Below are 23,094 nucleotides of genomic sequence, written 5' to 3'. Positions count from 1 at the left end.
AGTCCTGAATTTATTTGCTCAAGGGACTTTACCGAAATCACCTTTTGATATCATGTCCGCTTGATTACTTACTAAACCCCAAGAACCCCACCCCGCCAAAGCTGCGCTTTGTCTCCCCTCCCCGCAAGCGGGGAGGGGCTGGGGGTGGGGTGCAATGACTGTGGTTAGCATAACTAATTATGCGGACATGATATGATTAAAAAATTGATGTCTGTCCAAGACCAACAGATGACAATCCATCTCACGCGCAAATTGAGCAATCTCCTAGTTACACGAACAAAGGAACTTTTAGAAAAGTTGCAGAAAAGCTGGCACGGCTTGCAACCAAGAGAATTAAGAAAGAAGATTGGGAGATTAAACCACAGGATTTACCAACCTAGTCGATCCTGATATGCTCATCATCTGTCCATATTCACTTAAAACACCACTGTGTGGAGTGGTGTTTTTGTTTGAGATGGCTCAAAAATATATTTAGCCAAAAATTGAGCGATCAAGCGATCGCCTGAAAAACGTTGTAACCAACTGCCAATCAGGGCGGTCATCAAAAAGCGATCGCACCTGTTCAATTTCCAAAGTGCTGGGAATGCCCCTAACCCCTACTTACCTGCTTTCAGGCGATCGTTAACTGCTTCAAGAGTCTATTTCATCGCCCGACACCCGAACTAAATCTGAACTCAATCTTTTCCACAGTTAACCATATTTCAAGGTAATTTAGCACAAAAGCATTACCAAAAAGGCAAAAATCCCTCAAACCTGGGGTTTTGCGTTAAAGCCAGCAGCGGGATTTGAACTCGCGACCTTCCGATTACAAGTCGGATGCACTACCACTGTGCTATGCTGGCAAGTCTGACGATTACTCTTAATTAGCAACCACGATTCATTATTGTACCATAATCTATTTATTTGTCTAGCTGTAAATTCTAAAAAATATCTGCTTCATCATAAAATTAGGCTAAAAGACTAGAAATTTTAGCAATATCGCTGCTTTTGTGCGCCTAGATAATTGTTCTGGCGTTGCCATTGTGATAACCAGAAACAANNNCGCATTCTGAATTACTGATAAGCTTGATAAATTAATATGCATGGCAAAAGCTAANNNAAATTCTGGGCTGGGCGCAAAAATATCTGGCGCAGTTCTAAAACTATATTTTCTTGGCACGGCTGAATAAAGGAACAGAAATATATAATTATTTTTTACAGATTACAAGCATGGCAGCATTGCTCGGACGAGATTTATTAAGTCTAGCGGACATTAGTTCTACGGAACTTCAAGAACTCCTGCAATTGGCAACTCAACTTAAATCACAGCAGTTGAAGTTGCAGTGTAATAAAGTTTTGGGGTTGTTGTTCTCCAAAGCTTCAACTCGTACACGGGTAAGTTTTACAGTAGCGATGTACCAACTTGGTGGACAGGTAATCGATCTCAACCCTAATGTCACTCAAGTAAGTCGCGGGGAACCTTTGCAGGATACGGCGCGGGTGTTAGATCGATATCTGGATATTTTGGCAATTCGCACTTTTGCCCAGCAGGATTTGGAAACTTTTGCTCACTATGCCAAGATTCCGGTGATTAACGCACTTACCGATGCAGAACATCCTTGTCAGGTATTAGCTGATTTATTGACGATTCAAGAAAGCTTTGGCACTCTAGCTGGGTTAACTTTAACCTACGTGGGTGATGGGAATAATGTGGCTAATTCTCTGATGTTAGGCTGTGCTTTGGTAGGAATGAATGTCAGAATTGCTACTCCTAGCGGATATGAGCCAGATTCTCAGATTGTAGAGCAAGCAAGAGCGATCGCTAATCACAAAACTGAAGTCCTCTTAACTCACGATCCAGAATTAGCGGCTAAAGAGTCTGCTGTACTTTACACTGATGTTTGGGCGAGTATGGGGCAAGAGGCAGAAGCAGATAACCGAATGCCAATTTTCCAGCCTTACCAAATTTCGGAACAGCTATTGAGTCTTGCCGAGCCAGGGGCAATTGTTTTACACTGCTTACCAGCTCATCGCGGTGAAGAAATTACCGAAGCTGTTATTGAAGGTTCTCAATCACGAGTTTGGGAACAGGCAGAAAATCGTCTCCACGCTCAAAAAGCTTTACTTGCAAGTCTTTTAGGGGCAGAGTAAGGGAATAGGGCACAGGGGATAGGGTATAATTTTTTTCCTTATAACCTGTAAGCTCTAACCTGTAACCTGTAATATTCTTTATTTGTCAAAAGGCAAAAGAGAAGAAAATAATTTTGCTTTTGCCTTTCATATTTTTACTTTTCTCTTGTTATGGGGAGTTTTTTGTAGTACTAATGTTCTAGAGACATTTATAATTACTTCCCGCAAATTTATGGAACGTCTAACTGAAGCTCAACAAGAACTTTATGAATGGTTAGCAGAATACATCAGAACGCACCAGCATTCGCCTTCTATTCGGCAAATGATGCAAGCGATGAACCTGAAGTCACCAGCACCAATTCAAAGTCGTTTAGAACATTTACGCACTAAGGGATATATAGAATGGACTGAAGGACAAGCGCGAACAATTCGGATTTTGCGTTCTGTTAAGCAAGGTGTACCAATTTTGGGCACGATCGCGGCTGGTGGTTTAATAGAACCGTTTACTGATGCTGTAGATCATTTAGACTTTTCTAATTTTGATTTACCTCCCCAAACCTACGCTTTGCGCGTAGCTGGCGATAGTATGATTGAAGATTTAATTACTGATGGCGATGTGGTATTTTTGCGTCCAGTAGCAGAACCAAATCATTTAAAAAATGGTACTATCGTCGCCGCCAGAGTTGATGGATTTGGTACAACATTAAAACGTTTTTATCGCCAAGGCGATCGCGTTACCCTCAAACCAGCAAATCCTAAGTACAATCCCATAGAAGTCAGCGCTATGCAAGTACAGGTGCAAGGTTCTCTCATTGGTGTTTGGCGCGGTTACAACTGAGTAGTAAGAGAGTGATGAGTGATGAGTGATGAGTTTTAAATTAAGGACTTCCAAGAAATAATTTATCCAAATGAACGAACCACAGAGACGCGGAGAACACAGAGAGGAGAAATAGAGAAAATTTTTGCATCAGTTTTGGGNATATTTTTTATTTGGAAGTCCCCTACCAACTCCCAACTCCTAACTCCTAACTCCCAACTCCTAACTTCTAACTCCTAACTCCTAACTCCCACTATGTACCTGACGCAAAATCCAGTGCAACAACTGCCCACTTTCCGGTTGAAATTACCATTTGCAAGGGAAAGTAAGGGCAGTTATCACACGCAACCATTACCAGGATGCCCAAGAATGCCTCCGTCTCTGCAATTGCGGCAATATCAGCGCCAAGCGATCGCTAGCTGGTTTACCAACAATGGCAGAGGGACGCTGAAAATGGCTACTGGTAGTGGTAAAACTATTACCGCACTTGCGATCGCTTGTGAATTATATCAGCAGATTAATTTACAAGTTCTGGTGGTGGTGTGTCCCTATCGCCATCTCGTCACCCAATGGGCGCGAGAATGTGAAAAATTTAATTTGCAACCCATTTTAGCCTTTGAGAATTTACGCACTTGGCAAAGTCAACTTTCTACGCAAATTTATAATCTGCGTTCTGGTTCTCAACGGTTTGTCACGGTTATCACTACGAACTCCACTTTAATTGGAGATGGGTTTCAGTCTCAACTCAAATATTTTCCCGCCAAAACTCTAATTATTGGGGATGAAGCCCATAATTTAGGCGCACCCAAGTTAGAAGAAAGTTTACCGCGTAGTGTTGGGTTGAGACTGGCTTTATCTGCCACACCGGAAAGGTATTTTGATGATTTTGGCACGCAATCTCTATTTGATTATTTTGGCCCAGTTCTCCAACCAGAGTTTACTTTGAGGGATGCGATCGCTCAAGGTGCTTTGGTACATTATCTGTATTATCCGGTGTTGGTGGAGTTAACTGAAGCCGAAAGTATTGCCTATTTAAAGTTAACTAAAAGAATTGGGCGATCGCTACTTTATCGCGATCGAGAAAATGGCGGAAATTTTGAAGACAATGAAGATTTAAAACCGTTGTTAATGCAAAGGGCAAGGTTAATTGGGGCGGCGGAAAATAAATTAAATGCTTTGCGGGATTTAATGATTACTCGCCGCGAAACTAGTCACACTCTTTTTTATTGTAGTGATGGTTCCCAAGATGCGGGACAACGTTCATCTCTACGCCAACTCAAAGCTGTTGCTAAAATTCTGGGAGTGGATTTGGGGTATAAGGTAAGCACCTATACGGCTCAAACAACTTTACAAGAAAGGGAAATTTTACGTCATCAATTTGAAAGTGGTGAGTTGCAAGGTTTGGTAGCAATTCGTTGTTTAGATGAAGGTGTCGATATTCCAGCAATTCAAACTGCGGTGATTTTATCAAGTTCTGGTAATCCTCGCCAATTTATCCAGCGACGGGGGCGAGTTTTACGTCCTCATCCGGCTAAGGAACGCGCCACTATATTTGACATGATTGTTTTGCCACCAGATTTAGATAGAGAAACTATAGAAGTTGAGCGTAATCTTTTAAAAAAGGAATTACGGCGCTTTGTAGAATTTGCTGATTTGGCTGATAATGCAGGTGTTGCAAGAATGAAGTTACTTGATTTACAAAAGCGATACGGTTTATTAGATATTTGATAATGAACCAGAAAATAGCTGTACTTTTTTATAAAATTTTTCGAGTTTTGAAAAAAGAAGCATTAAGTATGAAATAATAAGATTATGGATTTGATCATAATGGGATGTAAGTTGCTTTAAAAATTTCACTTACATCCCATTATAATATAGATTACTTAAAGTATATAATAACAGAAAATAATTAAAGAATAAAATCTTTTTTCAAATAAAATTCGGATTTTAAAGATAACGCTAATAGTGGGTTTACGGAGGCTATTCTAGCACTAGAGAAAGTTAAAATGTAGAAAAACTATATTTTAAAATTTGATATGTCACAAGAGGCGAATATCGACGATGTGCAGGAGCCAATAACTAGCGCACCGCCGGAAGTACGGCAAATTATTGAGCGCGTATGGAAGCTAGAAAAAGGCAGGTTAGATAAGAAGATTAACAGCCATATAAATGATAATATTTTAGACATTATTAAGGAAGAAGTGCGATGAAGCTGACTTCAATCAAGCTCTGCAACTTTCGCTCCTTTTATGGTATGACACCAGAGATGATCATCGCTGGGGGAGAGGCTCAGAACACGACAATTATTCATGGCAATAATGGCTCTGGTAAAACTAGCTTGCTGAATGCCTTTACGTGGGTATTGTATGATAAATTTAGTGCAGCGTTCGCATCGATAGAGCAGTTAGTGAATAAGCGTGCGATCGCAGAAACTCAAAAAGGTCAAGCTGTAGAATGTTGGGTAGAGATTGGCTGGGAACATGAAGGTAAACGCTATCGAGTGAAACGCACCTGTCGGGGTTATAAAAACGAAGGTGATTTTGATGCTGGTAAAACTCAATTAACTATGTGGGTTGGTGCGGATGATGGCAAATGGAATATCCCAATCCAGCAACCAGACGATATAATTAATCAAATTTTACCAGCTAGTTTACATCAATATTTTTTCTTTGACGGCGAACGAATTGAAGAAATAGTCCGTTCTGATAAAAAAGCTGAAATTGCCGAGGCTACAAAAATTTTCTTGGGTGTGGAAGTAATCAACCGTTCCATCAGACATTTAGGAGATGCTAAAAAAACTTTAGAAAATGAGTTGAAAGCTATTGGTGATTCTGAAACTAAACAGCTATTACGACAGCAAGAAAAGATAGAAAGAGAACGTGAACGCATTACCAAACGCCAAACTGAAATTAAAGAAGAGTTAGAATATCAACAAACTTTTAAAAAAGAGACAAGTAATCGTTTGCGAGAATTGAGTGCAGCTAAAGAATTGCAAGAAAGATGGCAGGATTTAGAATCGCAGAAACTTGCGAATCAAGAAGAATATAAAAAAACGAAGGAAGCGCTGAAAAAAGTTATCTCTGCGCGGGGTTATACTGTTTTATTGTCAGAAACTACATCCCAGTTCCGAGGAATTATCAATGATTTAAAGCAGCGTGGCGAATTAACATCAGGAATTTCGCGGGAATTTGTCAATGATTTACTCAATTCTCAACGCTGTATTTGTGGTGCAGAATTACACGAGGGTAATCATTCTCATACTCATGTGAGTACTTGGTTAAATAAAGCAGGTTCTTCGGCGGTAGAAGAAACTGCAATTCGGATGATAGCACAAGTAGATGAAATTGATAAGCAAGCAATAGGATTTTGGGAAGAAGTTGATAGAGAACAAACCAGGATTAATCAGTTAAGGCAAAGCATATCTCAAATTGAAGGCGATTTAGACAATATTCAAGAACGGTTGCGAAAAGATGCTAATGAAGAAATTAGCAGTCTACAAAAACGGTTAGATGAAATTGAAAGTAAAATTGATGAATTAAATCGAGAACAGGGTGCAAATCAGCAGCAAATTGCTCAACTCACAACTGAAATTGAAGGTTTAAATAAACAAATTGCTAAACAAAAGCTGAACGAAGATAAGCAAACTCTAGCACAGCGACGAATTAATGCCACTCAAGATGCAATCGAACGCTTAACGGAAGTTAGAAATCGTCAAGAACAACAATTTCGTCTGCAACTAGAAAAGCGAGTACAAGAAATATTTATGGAGATTTCTGTGACTCCATACATTCCTAAAATTAGCGATAAATATGAACTTACATTAGTAGAAAATACCACAGGTATAGAAGCACCCGTTGCAGCATCCACCGGAGAGAATCAAATTCTCAGTTTATCCTTTATTGCCAGCATCATTGACAAAGTGCGGGAATGGAGTGAGAAACGAAAAATGATGATGATTCCCGATAGTAGCACTTTCCCAATTGTGATGGATTCGCCGTTTGGTAGTTTAGATGAAAATTCGCGGCGACACATTGCGAAGACGATTCCCCAATTAGCGAATCAGTTGATAGTTTTAGTAACTAAAACTCAGTGGCGGGGTGAAGTGGAAGCGGAAATGACAAACAGAATTGGTAGAGAATATGTGCTGACGTATTATTCTTCTAAGCCAGATTGCGAACAAGATTATATTGAGTTGGGTGGAGAAAGATATCCTTTGGTGAAACAAAGTCCGAATGAGTTTGAATATACTGAAATTATCGCAGTTGAACGTAATCTTTAAAGGATAAATTTAGGGATTTGGGAGTTACATCCTTATGAGGAGGGGGATGAAGTTCATTTAACTAGCGTTGATTTTCACTTTCCTATTTCTTTAGTTTATGAGGATGTTCTGTTTTCAATATAATATAAGTACGGTGATAAGGCTGAGGAAGAAATGGCTAGTAAACGCCGTGATTATTTTGCGGCTGGTACGTTGGTAGTTTGGGATGTAGATGTACTTAAAGAGGAAGTTATTAGAGTATATCGTGCTAGTAATCCTGAAGAACCCCAAATTTATCGCCGTGGTGAGGTGGCTGAAGCTGAACCTGCGTTACCAGGATGGAGTATGTTGGTGGATAATTTGTTTGTTTAGCGATCGCTTCCATGCTAGTATAAAATAATGCGCTAATAATTACTATTACTTCCAACTTTCGGTTAAAATAGCAACAATGTAGATATTAAAACAATGGCTGCAAATAGAATCAGGGTTGCTAAAGATAAGGCTGAGTTGGTGAAATCTCTAGTCGCATCAAAAGACACAACTGGGCCTTTTCAAACTTATGTAGAAGTTATGGTGTTTGCAGCAGCATTGGGTGTTAAAAATAAAAAGCGCATTCCTTTAGATGTAATTTCTAAAGATTTATCCCCACTGCGACAAGATTATTTTACTAGCAGCTTCACTCTATTAATTAATTTGTTGGCTATCACCGAAACAGAAAATATTAAGATTATAGGCGATGATAATGTAGCTGACGAGCAACGCATTCACATTTTTGAAGAGTATGCTAATGCTGGTTTAGAGATTATACAAAATGAACTGCGTGGAGCAGTAGACTATTCAGAGAGACTTTTATTGATTCTTAGTTATGAAAGAACGAATGCAGAGCAGCAAGATGAGGAATTTGATCTAACCAAATTCCTATCTTGATTTTTAAATAATGGTTAAAAGCAATAACTTTACATCCACCCTAGTGTAATTTTTACTATTTTGACTGCATCTGTTACTGCACTAACAGTAGCAGATATTCTATATGGCTTGTCTGGATTTTTAGGTTGGGTATCTATTCTAATGACATTATCCTTCCAAAGTGGGTTTTCTCTTGACCAATCTAGCTGTGCTAGTTGTGAAATTTTTTCTTCATTAAAATAATTGTTTTCTGGCTCATATATATAGTGCAATAAACGCCCTAAAACTTCCAGTCCAACGCTTATACCTAGAATACAGTCTTCTTTAAATGCAGCTACTTCATCTGTTGTGATTTCTTCAACAGTTGTATCAGCAATATACTCAGTGTTACTACATTCTGAGAAAAATTTATTAAGACAGATAACCAAAGGATCTGATGCTTGATAAACATCATAATCTCGAAGCTGATTACCTGGATCGTTAGTAAAAACGCAACTTACAAACCTAGCTATAAAATTGGTTGTGTAAATCAGCTTTTGTTTAGTTGCAGGACTTGATTTAATCTTCTCTGTCTTGCCTTGAAACATTGGCACTCGTTTGATTAATTCTTTAGTAATGCCAACTCGACCAGAGAACTCCCCAAATGATAATAACAATGATTTATCTAGTTGTTTTGTTTGAGCCATGTCTCTGAAATCTGCCTGACACTGTTGGAAATCACCCTCTAAAACTAGAGTAATTGCAAAATCATCATCACTGATTAAGTGGCTTTCAGTACTTTCTATCAATTCGTGAATTGCACGTTTACGGTGTTGTCCATCAGTTATATCCAACTTGACTCCACGACGAATAACAACTAGACAAATACCCCTACCCAGTTCAAGAATTGTGATGTCTTTTGGAGCTACATTTGCACTCAAAGTTCCTACAATCCAAGGTTTTTCTTTTCTGGAACGGTCAACAATATATTTTTTAATTTCATCAGCATGACCTTTAACCTCTGGGCGGTTTTTACCAGAATCAGGATCATTCCCTGTGGATGGTTTAGCTTGGAGAAGACCAGAAAAGTCACTCGCAGGTACATTAATTTGCAGCATTGTCCGCTTTCCCTGCTGAAAAATTAGTCCTGGATAGCAGCGATCGCGATGATATTGTGAGAAGAATGGCTCAATAAAGGAGCTAAACTGAGCTTTTATCTGAGGAGAAATGCTATTATTGTCATCCTCAATCGGTTGAGCCATATAAATACCTAATATAAATTAGTAGATGTTAGCAAACATGATATGCAACCCTTATGGACTGTAGCATCGGTAAAAACCACACTGCAAAATCCCTACTTAACTTTGCTAGTTGAGAATATGTGGAAGTCCTACAGCTTTTGGATCAACAAACTCACCATCGAAACTTATAGTTTTATCTTCAACAGTCCTAGCATCCGCCAAAGCTTTACGAAGTTCAGCACGTTCCATCTGTTCCTGAATTCCACCCAGGATATAAACCAATAACTTCGCCGCCAAATCTCGTCCAGCAACCTGCACTCGCTTTTTATTTGGGTCATACAAAACCCCATACCAGAGAGATTGGGGATATTCCATACCACTAAAACCACCTTGCTGGTCAAACTTCCGCAGTTTCTTAAAAATATCTGCCAGGGAAAAACCTTTTTTAAAAACCAAAATTCCTAAAGCTTGCGCTAATGCAACTTGAGCAACTGGACGGAAAAGCATATTTCCTTCACCTCCATCCTTCTCAAAGCTGAAGCGCCGTAAAGCTGGTGTATCCTCATGTTCTAAAATTTTATAACTAGAAAGACTAGCCAAAGAATCAAATAGCTTTTTAAATTCCTCAATTCCCTGCTCAATTTCTTCATCCTCTGGACGCATGGGAATTAGACCTTTTTCTAAAGGTTTCCAGTGAGGAAACTTATTAACTAAATATCGCTCAGACATATCTTGGAGAGCTTGCAAAGTGGTCAAAACTGTAGAATTGGAAGCGACTGTTGCACTATTCCAATTAACACGAGGATTGCGCTCTTGTCGTTGTTCTAATAGTGGATGTGTAACTGCAATTTTTCTAGCAACGATCGCAAAACCATCATCTTCATTCAACTGTGTTAGCTGACCTTTAGTCAACGGTGCAGCCATCAGGTTGACATGAACAAAAATCGATCTCACCCTCCGCCTCGCCTCGGTGCGAGTTTCCCCAGCTGCTACCGCACAGATGAACTCAATACCAATTTTTTCCTTGGGTAAATTTTGCAAGTAAGCAAGGTCTACTTGGTACTTTTCTATCAAATCATGGACTGTAATAAAACTGTCATCAGCACCTTTATCTTTTTTATAACGCTGGAGTTTACGAGTTTTGATTAACTCCATCAATCCTTGTACCCCCATGAGTCGATGTTGACCATCTAGTGCATAAATAGTCACATCATCCTCAGAAATATTTAGCAGACCTACTTTAGCGTCTTTATCTAAGGGGACGAAATCAGTAGTAGACTTGGTGGCGCGTCCTTCGCTATCCCACTCAGCAGCTTTGGGATTATCTACCCACGGTTGATTAATTACTACCAGCACTGGCGGAAACTTATGGTTGTGTCGAGCCGCCAAATACTGCACTAGTGGCGCTTGACGTGACCAATCAAGGGGACGCTGTTGAATTTCATCAATACTATCCGCGTCAATCTCGACATTATCAGTTTCAGGATTATACTTTTTTTGAAACAGAGGTAAGCCAGAGGCGAAATGAACCCGGCCTGCGAACCATTCTAATGTAACAGAGCTAACATAAGCCTCAGTACCACCCATCTCGGTTTTTTGAACGAGAATCTGATCTTTTCTCCCTAAAAACTTCTCTAGGAGTAAAGCTAGTACCTGTTTTTCCTTGTTTTCTCTTTCCAGGTATTCTCTAGCGATGTCAGCAGTTGGGTCAGATGCACTATCTTTCATGTTAAATTTTAAAAACAGAATAAGATTATGTCGTTTAATTATCCAAAAAATTGGATATTAGTAGTAAAGTTTTTAAAAACTTTTCTTCAACCCAGGTCGGCGGGTTTTGTTTATGTAGACGAGAATTCTATTCGCCCGAATATTACGCCAGTGTTTCCAGAGAGAAGGAGAAATGACTACAGCACAACAAGCAGAAAATAAAAACCAGCAGACACGTACTGTAGCAGAGTTAGTGGACTATATCCAAGTTCTCACCATTGAAATTCAAGAATTGTATTGTTTGGATGAGATACCTTGGGTTTTGGGCGTGTCTTGGGGAAAAGATTCTAGTACAGTATTGCAGCTTGTATGGAATGCGATCGCATCTCTTCCTCCAGAAAAAAGAACTAAAACAGTCTATGTAATTACAACCGATACTCAGGTAGAAAACCCTGTAGTATCTGCTTGGGTTCGCAAATCCATGCAGAATCTCAAGGTAGCTGCTAAAAGACAGGGGATGCCAATTGATCCACATCTATTACAACCAGTAATTGAAGACACATTTTGGGTAAATCTTATTGGTAAAGGATATCCAGCACCTCGTAACCAGTTTCGCTGGTGTACTCCACGTTTAAAAATTAATCCTGCTAATCAATTCATCCGTGAAATAGTTAGAGCTAACGGTGAAACAATTCTTGTATTGGGGACTCGCAAAGCAGAAAGCGTCAAACGTGCTGCCACAATGAAAAAGCATCAAGTTGATCGAGTACGCGATCGCCTGAGTCCTAATGCCAGCCTACCCAACTCCTTAATCTATACCCCTATTGAAGATTGGAGTAATAACGATGTCTGGATATACCTGAATCAGTGGGATAATCCTTGGGGACAAAGTAATAAAGAATTATTTGCTATGTATCGAGGTGCAACAGCCGATAATGAATGTCCATTAGTTGTTGATACTTCTACTCCTAGCTGTGGTGATTCCCGATTTGGCTGCTGGGTTTGCACACTAGTGAATAAGGATAAATCAATGGAGGCGATGATCCAAAATGATGAAGAAAAAGAATGGATGCAGCCTTTATTAGATATCCGTAATGAACTAGATATCAAAGATGACCGNAGAAAAAGAGATTTTAGAAGAATTTGGGGAGATGTCCAACTATTTGAACGCAATAAAAATGGGGAAACCTCCATTGAACCAATCCCTAGCCCCTATACCAAATATTGGCGGGAACATTGGCTCAGACGATTATTAGAAGCGCAAACAAAAACCCGTCGAACAGCGCCAGAAAATATGCGCGATATCACCCTAATTACTCTAGAAGAAATGAGCGAAATTCGCCGCATTTGGCTAGAAGAAAAACACGAATTTGATGATAGCTTACCTCGGATTTATCAAGAAGTGACTGGTGAAGAATTTCAAGATCCCCGTCCTGGCGCTGACTATAGCCTACTAGGTCGTGATGAATGGATAGTATTAGAAGAAATCTGTGAAGGTGACGCGATGCACTTGGAACTCATGGCGAAATTGTTAGACACAGAACGCCAGTATCGCAAAAAAACTCGTCGCGTAGGGATATACGAAACCTTAGAGAAATGTTTTAATACGAGTTCCCGTTCTCCAGAAGATGCGATTAAAAATGCTCGTTTGAAACGCGAATTAAGCGAAGCAGTTAGTCAAGGTGATGTTGCAAAAGTCAAACAGATGACTTTGGGCGATGTTGCAGCGATCAATGAAGTCGATGAAGGTCAAAGTGAAAGTGATGAAGAGGTAACTTGGGCAAGTATGAAATTTAAAAAGTAAAACTTAGAAAAATAGAAGACAGGAGTCAACCAAACTACTTGAAGAACACTTGACAAAGTTGGGTTATCTTAAAACAAGCGAGGTTGTATGATTCAAGCCATACACAAATTAGTAACTTTTGAAGATTTTGCAGCTTGGCGGCCTGAAGGTGGGAGATACGAATTACATGATGGTGTGATTGTTGAAATAGCACAACCAGTGGGAGATCATGAGGATGTTGTTGGTTTTTTGGCGCTAAATATATCTATCGAAATTGGGCGACAAAAACTTCCTTACTTCATTCCAAAAACTGTATTAGTCAAGCCATTTGAAGGTGAATCAGCTTATTCGCCAGACATCTTAATAATCAATCGGCCAAATTTAGTCAATGAGCCTTTATGGAAAAAAGAATCAACTGTATCTCAAGCTACATCTATTCCCTTAGTTATTGAGGTTGTTAGTACTAATTGGCGAGATGATTACTACAAAAAATTAGCTGATTATGAAGCTATAGGTATTCCTGAATATTGGATTATAGATTATGCGGCTATAGGTGCTAGGAAGTTTATTGGCAATCCTAAGCTGCCTACTATATCCATTTATCAATTAATTGATGGTGAGTACCAAGTTACTCAATTTAAAGGCGATACCCATATTGTCTCGCCTACTTTCCCAGAATTGAATTTAACCGCCGAACAGATTTTTCAAGCTGGAGGTGTGCAAATAGACCTAACCCCCTAACCCCCTTCCCGAAGCGGGAAGGCAGGGTGGATTAATTGTCGAGAGAGAAAATATAACATAGAAGGATGATTCCTTAAGAAAAACACGGTTCTCCCAGAGGAAAGTTAGGAATGAATTTAATCGAAGCAATCCAAGGGGTTCCCGATTATCGACATGCTAGAGGTATTAGACATAGACTTTGGATAATACTAACTATAGTTTTGTTAGGTAGTTGTACAGGATATTGGGGGTATAAACCTTTAGCTGAGTTCACAAAAAATCATCGATTATCTCTAATCAAATTATTAGATTTATCTCCAGATATTCAATTTCCGTCAGCATCAACATTCAGAAATATTATGATGTCAATTGATTTTCAGATATTAGCTGAACTGTTTAACGTCTGGGCAGAAAAGAGTTTGCCAATTAATTTCAAAGAATTATTTGCCATCGATGGGAAATGTATTAAAAGTACTGTAACCGGGGGAAATCAATCCTATCAAAACTTTGTGAGTATCGTTTCAGTTTTCAGTTTATAGTCATCAGCAAGGATGGGTAATCAGACATCAAGCTATGGAAAATAACAAAAACAGTGAGATTAGTGTGGTAGAAGAGCTAATTAAAAAGCTTTATGGGCATCATATCGTGATTACAGCCGATGCACTACATTGCCAAAAAAAACTGTTGAGCTGATTATCGAGGGAGAAAATGACTACATTATTACTATTAAAAGAAACCAGCCAAATCTCCTGAAAGTAGCTACTGAGCTAGCTGAATCCTCAATCGCTATCGATACCAATTACCATGATGAAAATTTACATGGACGAAAGACTACTCGTCAAGTCAAAGTCTATCCAATTCCATTTGAGTCACTACCTGATTGGGTTGGCGCTAAAAGTTTAATTGAGGTTAACAGATATGGAACTCGACCTCAAGGATAGAATTGTCGTCGCCAGATTGTTGACTATCATGAACAACACTTTTATTTAAGTAGCTGAAATTATTCAGCTTCAGAATTCGCGGAGATTATTCGTGGTCATTGGTCAATTGAAAATCAACTTCATTGGGTCAAGGATGTAACTTTAAATGAAGATAACTGTATTCATACTGGCGGTTTTTCACCAGCTAATTGGGCGATGGTCAGACAGTTTTTAGTTTCCCTGGCTCGTCAGTTAAATTGTCGGACTCTTCCCGAAGCGTTAAGGCTGATGGCTAACCAACTTCAAATGATTTTTGATGCGCTATTTGACCACTCCGACTCCTTTTGCCCAATGCCTGTGAGTCCAATGAGTCGAGTGAGAAAACTTTTTCTCTCCCGACAATTAATCCACCCTGCCTTCCCGAAGCGGGAAGGGGGAACAATTCAAAGCCTCTCTCCTTTTAGGAGAGAGGTTTGGAGAGAGGTCAAAACTGTACTGCACCCAGGCGAGAACCGCTATCTCTATATTTCATAGACAATATTTTTTTTGAATGCGTCAGACAAAACCATCTAATTAATTTTATCTGATTCCTTTCATCACAAGCTTTCTGCTTCTGCGATCGCTGTCGAACTCATGTTAATCTTAAAAATCAATGATATTTCTTGAACTCGTATTACAAAACTTTGGCCCCTACAGTGGGAAACAGGTAATCAATCTTAACCCAAAAATTGATGAAGAAAACTCACACCCAATTATCTTATTAGGTGGGATGAATGGCGGCGGAAAAACCACCCTTATGGATGCCATTCGTCTCGCCCTTTATGGCCCCCGTGCCCAATGTTCTACCCGTGGTAATTTAAGTTATAGTGATTTTCTCAATCAATGTGTTAACAACAAAATAGATCCAGTTGCAGACACTCGTATTGAATTACTTTTTGAACATATTGAAAACGACAAACCAATAAAATATCGTGTTGTTCGTAGTTGGACAAAAAATCCTAAAGACGGTAAAGATACATTAGGTATTTTAGGTGACAGTGATACATGGCCTGATGCTTTAGTTAATATCTGGGATGAATATATTGAAAATCTCCTGCCATTAGGTATTTCTAACTTATTTCTCTTTGATGGTGAACAAGTTAAAGAACTCGCAGAACAGGAAATACCACCACCTGTTGTAGTAGATGCAATTCGCGGACTTTTAGGTTTAGAGTTAGCAGACAGATTAGCAGTTGATTTAGATATTTTAGTTAACCGAAAACTGAAAGAAGTTGGTAATAGTAAGGATTTAGCAAACCTAGAGGAAATTGAAACTAGGTTAACCCAACAGCAAGAAGATTATCAAACCACAGAAGAGAAAGTAGAAATTCTCAAAAATCAGGTAGAAGAATTAGAACAAAAGCAGCAAGAAGCCTTTGATAAATTCATTTCTGAAGGTGGGAAGATTGCAGCAGAACGCAATCAACTAGAACTACAGCAAAATACAAAAACTGCGGAAATTGAACAAGTACGTCAGTCAATGTGTGAATTGGCGGCTGATGTTTTACCTCTGGCATTAATTCCCAATTTACTTAATCAGGCGCAAACACAGGGTGAAAAAGAATTTCGGCATCAACAGGTACAAATTTCTAAAGATTTGTTACTTGAACGAGATCAGCGCTTACTCACTTGGCTAAATCAAGTTGAAATTTCTCCAATAGAAGTTGAAAAAATCCAATCATTTTTAATCCAAGATGTAGATAGTTTATATGCAAAGACTCTCCAGACGGAAGCACCTTGGCTATTAGCTGATGATGAAACTTTAAGTCAGCTAGATAATCTTATATATCACTTACAAAATTCTAAACTTTCTGCAAAAGAGAAATTAGCTATTCTCAAAAATAAAGAAGAAGAAATTCATACTCTAGAAAGGCAAGTGCAAACGGCAGCAGCACCAGAAGATTATACAAAGCTGCGTCAAGCATTAGAATCGGTACAAAATCAAGTTGTTGAAGCTAAAGCAAATTACGAAACAATCCGCCGCCGTTTAGCTGAATTAGAAACTATTATTGCCAAGTCAAAGAGAGAATTAAGTGATTATACCGTAGAAAATATTAAACATAAAAATAGCGAACATATTATTACCTCAGCAGCGAAAGTTCAAAACACACTCAAGATTTTTCGTGAAAAATTAACTCTGCGAAAACTCAATAAATTAGAGGAGGAAGTTAAAAACTGCTTCCTTTATCTCCTGCATAAATCTGATTTAGTGCATCGTATCACTATTGATACTAAGACTTTTAGCCTTTTGCTTTACGATTTAAATGGTAAAGCTGTGCCTAAACATCGTTTATCTGCTGGCGAAAAACAATTACTTGCGATCGCATTCCTCTGGGGTTTAGCGAAAGTCTCTGGACACCGCCTACCAGTAGCAATCGATACGCCACTAGGTAGACTCGACTCCTCTCATCGCAATAACTTAGTTGAACGTTACTTTCCATCCGCCAGCCATCAAGTAATTTTGTTATCTACCGATACTGAGATTGGCAAGAAAGAAGTAGAAACACTGCGAGAAAACGAAGCGATCGCCCGTGAATACCTCCTAAAATACGACTTCACTACCCGCCAAACAACAGTGGTAGAAAATCAATATTTTTGGTAGTAGATATCGTCTAAAAAAGATATTTACAATATATATCACGACCTTTGGAAAGTAGATAAGCAATTATGAACTCGCCCTATGTATTAAAAATAGAGAATGATCTACGTGTTCTGTCATTAGAAGAATTAGAATAGTTATTAGAACGAATTACAATACAACTGCAAGAAAAAAAGCAAATATCAGATAACTTTACTGATGTAAAATATATGAAGGAACAACTAGCTACAATGGCTAATGATTTAGATATACAGCTAGAAATTGCTGCTATTAATAATGAATTGGGGTTATAAAAAATTTCATATCTGCCATAACCCTTTTCTAACTAACTCTGGTAAGTAGTCGAAGCACTTAGATGGGCTATGGCTTTTACCTATTAGATATGTTGCATCTTCATTGGCAATTCTAGGGTGATACTCTTTTATTGGTTTCCGTCCACAAGCATTTTGTCCTCCTTCAGCTATTTTGAATATATATTTTAATGTTTTATCATCAGAGCTATATACATTGATTAAGTTTCCTGTGATCTGGGAAGTTACATATCCCCAATCTTTGCTACTATCTCTACGAACAGCACCAGCAAGAAGAATCACATTTTCTAATAAATGTTGTTTTTCTGTCCAACCTTCCATACAATAATAAGCAACACGCGCCCCTAATGAATGAGCCATAAAAGAGACATTTTTTTCAGGAATTTGATTACGAATCAAATGAGGAAAGTAATCTCTCCCAAATCGTTCTGCACGATATTTGGTTTTATGCCAGTGACCAAGACCAAAACCCATAAGAGAACTTTCAAAAAGACCAGAATCCCACCATAAATGATATACAGAATGTCGCCAACCAGCATTATTTAAGACATAAAGCAAATTATTGTTTCTCACTTTTTATTCGCTTAAATATCCATCTATAAAAACTAAGGCTTTTGAACTATCTGCTGGGCGTGAGAGAAGTCGCAATTCAGGGCTTTTCATTAATTATTCCTTGGCGAAAACTTAAGACATATTCTTAGTTTTCCCAGCAGTATTATTTCTATATCACTATTTATTTATAAAAACTATGGAATCACCAATCGAAAGAATAAAACTGTCTCAAACAGCCAAAGACCAACTTACCAAACTTAAGCGCAGCACCAAAATCGACCAATGGAATATCCTTTGTCGTTGGGCATTTTGTCGTTCCCTCGCAGAAGCAACTACACCCTCCCCCGTCCCAATTCCCCAGGATAGCAATGTCGAAATGAGTTGGCGCGTTTTTGGTGGCGAAATGTCTGATATACTCCTCCTCGCCCTCAAGCAACGCTGTCACAATGACGGTTATCCCACCGATAAAGAAACTCTCGCCACCCAATTCCGCTTACATTTGCATCGCGGTATTGGTTACTTAGCAGGCGATCCAAATATCAAGAAAATTGAAGATTTAATTGAACTGGCGGTTAAAAATTGAAAGGATATTAGTTGACTGTTAACTGTTCACCGTTAACTGACAACTAATATTATGCCTGAAGCGCTAGAAATTGAGCGTCATAGAGCTGCGATCGCTCGCCCCGACATCTCTCGCCCTGTACGATTGGCTATAGAAGGGTCAATCCTCAATCAAGACACCACTTTTTTTGACTACGGCTGCGGCTACGGTGGTGATGTGCAGCGAGTAAAAAACTTAGGCTACACCAGTGCAGGTTGGGATCCTTACTACTATCCTGATGTACCACGCACCCCCGCCGATGTGGTTAACCTGGGTTATGTCCTCAACGTCATTGAAGACTCAGAAGAACGCCGTCAAAGCCTAATCCAAGCTTGGGAACTCACTGGGAAAGTTTTAATTGTCGCGGCTCAAATCCTGATTAACGCTCCCAGCAAAACCCAACTTGCTTACAATGATGGCATTGTGACGCGCCGCAATACTTTTCAGAAATATTACGAACAACAAGAACTCAAAACTTATATTGATGAAGTCTTAAATGTCGATGCAGTACCGATCGCACTAGGCGTTTACTTTGTTTTTCGAGATGAAGCTGAAAAAGAAAGTTATAAAGCTATCCGCTTCTTTTCTACCACCTCTACACCGCGAGTACGCATCCCCACCAAGCGGTTTGAAGACTATCAAGAACAGCTGCAACCACTCATGGCTTTCTTTACCAAGCGCGGTAGACTACCTGTGAAAGGGGAATTGGAAAATGAACAGGAATTACTGAGCGAATTTGGTAACTTTCGCCGCGCCTTCGGTGTAATTTTGCAAGCAACTGATGAAGCAGAATGGGATGCGATCGCTTATCGTCGTTCTCTCGATATCCAAGTTTATCTCGCCCTGACTCACTTTGATAAACGCCCTGCATGGCAGAAGCTAGCGCCAGAAATGCGTCACGATATCAAAGCCTTTTTTAGTAGCTATGAGGAAGCTTGTCAAGTATCCGATCAAAAGCTTTTCAGCTTAGGTAAACCTGGGGTGATTAAAGCTGCTTGTGAAAAAAGCAAAATTGGAAAACATACACGCGGTGCGCTTTACGTCCATGTTTCGGCACTAGCAGCACTTGATCCCGTACTACGAATTTGTGAAGGTTGCGCTAGTCGTACCATTGGGCGTATCGATGAAGCGACATTAATTAAATATCACACTGATAAACCGCAAATATCCTATCTGTCTTACCCTGAATTCGATACCGATCCCCATCCGGCGTTAAAAGCCAGCATCGGTATTGATTTAAAAACCCTCTTTGTGACTCATCGAGACTACGAAACTAGGGCAAATCCACCGATTTTGCACCGGAAGGAAACATTTGTTACTAGCGACTACCCAGGCTACGAAGAATTTGCTAAACTCACCCAACAAGAACAGGAATTAGGGCTACTTAACCAAAAAAGCGACATTGGTACGCGTGAAGGTTGGGAAAAATGCCTCGCCGCATACAGAGTAGAAATCAGGGGACATCAGGTTTATCCAATTCAGGAAAGTTAAGAAAACGCTGACGCTATAAGGTTATCCTGAATTTGTATTTAACCCAAGTAAATCTTGGTAGTTTGTCATGTTTGGGTAAAATCACACAGCGATGGCGAGTTTCAATCCCGGATAGGGATTAATAGGAACTGCTGCCACTCCGATAATCCAAACCCTTATAGGTACTAGTTACATGATATACTTCTGGATTTCCTCGTTGTATTTTATTGATATTTCCTCAAAAGAGGCAAAAATTTGAAAATATGAGGAAAATTAAATCGCTGCTGGGAGTTTTCGGTAGTCGCAAGATGGCGGCTTTATTATTTTTAGGTTTTTCATCGGGTTTACCGTTATTGTTAATCGGTAATACCTTAAAGGCTTGGATGACTGTAGAGAAGGTAGATTTGGCCGCTATTGGTTGGTTTAGCCTTGCGAGTTTGCCTTATTCCTTAAAGTTTTTATGGTCGCCGTTGGTGGACAGGTTCACCTTGCCAGTTTTGGGACGAAGACGGGGTTGGTTAATTTTGACGCAGATTGCTTTGATTGTAGCGATCGCATTCATGGCTTTCCAACAACCCAAACAAGCATTACAACTACTAGCCATCAACGCCATAGTCATCGCTTTTATCAGTGCAACTCAAGATATTGCTGTTGATGCCTACCGTACCGACGTTTTAGAAAAACTAGAAATGGGGGCTGGTGCAGCCGTTTTTATCTTAGGTTATCGAATTGCCCTATTAGTCGCAGGTGCTTTAGCGTTGATACTTGCTGACAAACTGCCTTGGTCATCAGTTTACTTGTTTATGGCAGGGACAATGGTAATTGGTATTCTTGCCACCTTGTTCGCACCAGAACCCAAGGAAATTAGCCCTCCAGGTTCTCTAGCTGATGCTGTCATCTTGCCCTTTCGAGAATTTTTTCAGCGTCAAGGGATTATCAAAGCTATTTTAATGCTGGCATTCATTACCCTATACAAGCTAGGTGATGCTTTGTTGAGCAATATGACCACGCCTTTTTTGCTGCAAACTGGTTTTACCAAAACCGACATTGGGGCAATTCAAGTGGGGATGGGGTTAATTGCGACGATTGTCGGCGCTTTAGCTGGTGGTTCAATTTTGAGTGCTATTGGCATCAATAGATCGCTTTGGGTTTTTGGTATTCTACAAGCAGTAAGTAATTTAGCTTACTTTTTTCTAGCATACATCGGTCAAAACTACCAAGCTATGGTACTTGCCATCAACGTAGAACAATTTTGTGGTGGATTGGGGACAGCAGCCTTTGTTGCCTTTTTGATGAGTCTTTGTAACCAGCGGTTTTCCGCAACCCAATATGCTTTATTATCCAGCTTAATGGCTGTCAGTCGCGATATTCTGGCGGCCCCTGGAGGCGCGATCGCTCAAAGCACGGGTTGGCCTATATTTTTCTTAATTACCATCGCCGCCGCTGTACCAGGACTACTTCTATTACCAGTATTTGCCCCCTGGAACCCTCAGCCAGTGGCAATATCCAGACCAGGACTTGAGGACGAAGAAGAGGATATATGGGGAATCAAGTAGTTATTGCTGTCGGCACATTCATCCTCTTACTTACTGGTTTATTACTGGGGTATGTTCTCTCGCAGTTAGTTCTGGGATTTCTAGCATTTAACCTCCTAACTTTTTTCGGAACACTCAGCCTAATTTTAATTTTTGGTACACTTTATTACGTTTTATTTTGGCAATTGCGAAGAGAACAATCCCGACCATCAACTCCATCAACCATAAATCAAGGGATACCAACCCAGGTAGACGATGGTGGATCTGATAGCTATCTCAAAAACAGGCTAATCGCTAAATTATCTGGTGACACTGCCGCAGCCGAACGGTTAATTGAACAGGCAAAAGAGACTTATCCTGGGATGCCGGAGAATTGGTATTGCGAAAGAGTTCTTGACGACTTGGAGAGCGATCGCCAGAGGGAGTAGGGGAAGCAACAAGAGAGGGGAAAAGGTTAAAGGTTAAAGGGAAAAGGAATAAATTTAATCTTTCCCTTTTTCCCCTTACCCTTTTCCCCTTACCCCTTTCCCTTTCCCCCTTACCCATTCCCCTTTACCCTTCTTACCCATGCCCAATGCCCCATTTCTATGCACAGAAAATTGCTAAAATAAATCAAGAATACTTCACAAATCTTTAGCTAGGTTCTCATGAAAGTTCCTAGCTTCTTGCAATTAAAATATGGCTATTTTTCGTCAATACATCGCTCCACTGCTTGTAGTACTGGTATTTGTCTTTGCCCTAGTGGCAGTCAGCGCCCGGATCTTTTTACCGTCTGATATGGCAGCACCCGCACCAATTGAAGAGGTACAAGTAACTTCTCAACGTAGTCCAATTGATTTACCTCCAGCAGCACATAACTTAGCTAGCTAAGTCAATAAACATCAGCGTGTCTGAGCAACTATTACCTGGATATATTATTCGCCGTGGCTCCCTTTTGGAGCGATCGCTGCTGCTTAAATTTATGCAGCGAACTTACCAGGATCTTTTTCCCAATGAGGATTTTTCCCACCTAGAGCAAACAGTTAAGCAATACTTCTCCAGCGATACGCCCTTGTGGTGGGTAGAAGAGGAGGGGGAGCAGAGGAGCAGGGGAGCAGGGGAGCAGGGGAGCAATAAAGAATCTCTCTCCTCTGCCCCTCTGCCTCTCTGCCCCTCGGTCACTGAGCGTTGGTCATTGAGCGTAGCCGAAATGAGCCGTTCGCGCAGCGTCTCGCAGAGAAGTGCTGCTCCCCATCCCCCGATAGCTTGCCTCTGGGTGGGCAATGCCATAGATCAAGTACATGGGAACCGTCATGCTCACATTTTTATCCTCTACGTTGTACCAGAACATCGGCGGCGGGGTATTGGTACAGCTTTGATGCGATATGTGGAAAATTGGGCTATTCAAAGAGGCGATCGCCAGATTGGACTGCAAGTGTTTCAATCCAATAAACCCGCATTGAATCTTTACAATCAGTTAGGTTATCAAACCCAATCCATCTGGATGGTAAAATTCCTGAGTGCAGAAAAATAAACTCAAGAATAGCGATAACATACTGTAGCGTATG

General features: G+C 39.9%; 23 protein-coding genes and 1 tRNA gene. 19 read left to right on the top strand and 5 right to left on the bottom strand.

The window, feature by feature from the left end:
* Positions 1 to 416 precede the first annotated feature (416 nt).
* Positions 417 to 542, bottom strand: a complete 126-nt coding sequence (locus QUD05_RS26905) for a hypothetical protein (protein ID WP_289798746.1) — start codon at positions 540 to 542, stop codon at positions 417 to 419.
* Positions 543 to 770: 228 nt separating this feature from the next.
* Positions 771 to 842 (bottom strand) — tRNA-Thr (locus QUD05_RS26900).
* A 367-nt stretch (positions 843 to 1,209) separates the two neighbouring features.
* Here QUD05_RS26900 and argF point away from each other — a divergent pair.
* From argF to QUD05_RS26860, 7 genes are all read left to right on the top strand, one after another.
* Positions 1,210 to 2,130 (top strand): ornithine carbamoyltransferase, encoded by a 921-nt coding sequence (argF, locus tag QUD05_RS26895; protein WP_289798745.1) that lies wholly within the window; start codon positions 1,210 to 1,212, stop codon positions 2,128 to 2,130.
* A gap of 211 nt (positions 2,131 to 2,341) precedes the next feature.
* A complete protein-coding gene (gene lexA, locus QUD05_RS26890) occupies positions 2,342 to 2,947 on the top strand; it encodes a transcriptional repressor LexA (RefSeq protein WP_289798744.1) in 606 nt (201 codons plus the stop codon).
* A gap of 234 nt (positions 2,948 to 3,181) precedes the next feature.
* On the top strand, positions 3,182 to 4,654 hold the full coding sequence (locus tag QUD05_RS26885) for a DNA phosphorothioation system restriction enzyme (protein ID WP_289798743.1): 1,473 nt from the start codon (positions 3,182 to 3,184) through the stop codon (positions 4,652 to 4,654).
* A 308-nt stretch (positions 4,655 to 4,962) separates the two neighbouring features.
* Positions 4,963 to 5,136: a hypothetical protein gene (locus QUD05_RS26880; RefSeq protein ID WP_180277607.1), complete on the top strand. Its 174-nt coding sequence runs from the start codon at positions 4,963 to 4,965 to the stop codon at positions 5,134 to 5,136.
* Positions 5,133 to 7,205, top strand: coding sequence for an AAA family ATPase (locus tag QUD05_RS26875; RefSeq protein ID WP_289798742.1), 2,073 nt, complete (start codon positions 5,133 to 5,135; stop codon positions 7,203 to 7,205). The genes QUD05_RS26880 and QUD05_RS26875 overlap by 4 nt, the downstream gene beginning before the upstream one ends.
* A gap of 153 nt (positions 7,206 to 7,358) precedes the next feature.
* Positions 7,359 to 7,556 (top strand): PDDEXK family nuclease, encoded by a 198-nt coding sequence (locus QUD05_RS26865; RefSeq protein ID WP_289798741.1) that lies wholly within the window; start codon positions 7,359 to 7,361, stop codon positions 7,554 to 7,556.
* Between the two features lie 93 nt (positions 7,557 to 7,649).
* A complete protein-coding gene (locus QUD05_RS26860; RefSeq protein WP_289798740.1) occupies positions 7,650 to 8,111 on the top strand; it encodes a DNA phosphorothioation-associated protein 4 in 462 nt (153 codons plus the stop codon).
* 29 nt (positions 8,112 to 8,140) lie between these two features.
* Here QUD05_RS26860 and QUD05_RS26855 read toward each other — a convergent pair whose 3' ends face one another.
* Complete coding sequence (locus QUD05_RS26855) at positions 8,141 to 9,331, bottom strand: DNA sulfur modification protein DndB (protein WP_289798739.1); 1,191 nt, start codon at positions 9,329 to 9,331, stop codon at positions 8,141 to 8,143.
* 105 nt (positions 9,332 to 9,436) lie between these two features.
* A complete protein-coding gene (locus QUD05_RS26850) occupies positions 9,437 to 11,038 on the bottom strand; it encodes a DGQHR domain-containing protein (RefSeq protein WP_289798738.1) in 1,602 nt (533 codons plus the stop codon).
* Positions 11,039 to 11,210: 172 nt separating this feature from the next.
* On the opposite strand from QUD05_RS26850, the gene dndC reads away from it, so the two are divergent.
* The 6 genes from dndC to dndD all read left to right on the top strand — a co-directional run bounded on the left by dndC (position 11,211) and on the right by dndD (position 17,081).
* Complete coding sequence (gene dndC, locus QUD05_RS26845; protein WP_289798737.1) at positions 11,211 to 12,821, top strand: DNA phosphorothioation system sulfurtransferase DndC; 1,611 nt, start codon at positions 11,211 to 11,213, stop codon at positions 12,819 to 12,821.
* 87 nt (positions 12,822 to 12,908) lie between these two features.
* A complete protein-coding gene (locus QUD05_RS26840) occupies positions 12,909 to 13,541 on the top strand; it encodes a Uma2 family endonuclease (protein ID WP_289798736.1) in 633 nt (210 codons plus the stop codon).
* 110 nt (positions 13,542 to 13,651) lie between these two features.
* On the top strand, positions 13,652 to 14,059 hold the full coding sequence (locus QUD05_RS26835) for a transposase family protein (protein WP_289795575.1): 408 nt from the start codon (positions 13,652 to 13,654) through the stop codon (positions 14,057 to 14,059).
* A 129-nt stretch (positions 14,060 to 14,188) separates the two neighbouring features.
* Positions 14,189 to 14,461 (top strand): hypothetical protein, encoded by a 273-nt coding sequence (locus QUD05_RS26830; RefSeq protein WP_289794483.1) that lies wholly within the window; start codon positions 14,189 to 14,191, stop codon positions 14,459 to 14,461.
* Between the two features lie 195 nt (positions 14,462 to 14,656).
* Positions 14,657 to 14,974, top strand: a complete 318-nt coding sequence (locus QUD05_RS26825) for a hypothetical protein (protein ID WP_289798735.1) — start codon at positions 14,657 to 14,659, stop codon at positions 14,972 to 14,974.
* Positions 14,975 to 15,092: 118 nt separating this feature from the next.
* Positions 15,093 to 17,081 (top strand): DNA sulfur modification protein DndD, encoded by a 1,989-nt coding sequence (gene dndD, locus QUD05_RS26820; RefSeq protein WP_289798734.1) that lies wholly within the window; start codon positions 15,093 to 15,095, stop codon positions 17,079 to 17,081.
* A gap of 296 nt (positions 17,082 to 17,377) precedes the next feature.
* Here the strand turns inward: dndD and QUD05_RS26815 are convergent, their stop codons facing one another.
* On the bottom strand, positions 17,378 to 17,962 hold the full coding sequence (locus QUD05_RS26815) for a DUF726 domain-containing protein (RefSeq protein WP_289798733.1): 585 nt from the start codon (positions 17,960 to 17,962) through the stop codon (positions 17,378 to 17,380).
* Positions 17,963 to 18,137: 175 nt separating this feature from the next.
* Here QUD05_RS26815 and dndE point away from each other — a divergent pair, with 175 nt between their 5' ends.
* The 6 genes from dndE (at position 18,138) to QUD05_RS26785 (ending at position 23,060) form a co-directional block, all read left to right on the top strand.
* On the top strand, positions 18,138 to 18,524 hold the full coding sequence (dndE, locus tag QUD05_RS26810) for a DNA sulfur modification protein DndE (protein WP_012410821.1): 387 nt from the start codon (positions 18,138 to 18,140) through the stop codon (positions 18,522 to 18,524).
* Positions 18,525 to 18,575: 51 nt separating this feature from the next.
* Positions 18,576 to 20,033 (top strand): DNA phosphorothioation-associated putative methyltransferase, encoded by a 1,458-nt coding sequence (locus QUD05_RS26805; RefSeq protein ID WP_289798732.1) that lies wholly within the window; start codon positions 18,576 to 18,578, stop codon positions 20,031 to 20,033.
* Between the two features lie 242 nt (positions 20,034 to 20,275).
* Positions 20,276 to 21,568 carry an AmpG family muropeptide MFS transporter gene (locus QUD05_RS26800; protein WP_289798731.1) on the top strand — a complete coding sequence of 431 codons (1,293 nt, stop codon included), beginning with the start codon at positions 20,276 to 20,278 and terminating at the stop codon, positions 21,566 to 21,568.
* Positions 21,553 to 21,975, top strand: coding sequence for a hypothetical protein (locus QUD05_RS26795; RefSeq protein WP_069068991.1), 423 nt, complete (start codon positions 21,553 to 21,555; stop codon positions 21,973 to 21,975). Before QUD05_RS26800 ends, QUD05_RS26795 begins: the two co-directional genes overlap by 16 nt.
* 250 nt (positions 21,976 to 22,225) lie before the next feature.
* A complete protein-coding gene (locus QUD05_RS26790; protein ID WP_289798730.1) occupies positions 22,226 to 22,417 on the top strand; it encodes a DUF8624 family small hydrophobic protein in 192 nt (63 codons plus the stop codon).
* A gap of 16 nt (positions 22,418 to 22,433) precedes the next feature.
* Positions 22,434 to 23,060: a GNAT family N-acetyltransferase gene (locus QUD05_RS26785; protein ID WP_289798729.1), complete on the top strand. Its 627-nt coding sequence runs from the start codon at positions 22,434 to 22,436 to the stop codon at positions 23,058 to 23,060.
* Positions 23,061 to 23,094 lie beyond the last annotated feature (34 nt).

Origin of the sequence: Nostoc sp. GT001 (assembly GCF_030382115.1) — a bacterium.
Taxonomy (GTDB): Bacteria; Cyanobacteriota; Cyanobacteriia; order Cyanobacteriales; family Nostocaceae; genus Nostoc.
This window is presented reverse-complemented; position numbering and strand designations above follow the sequence as displayed.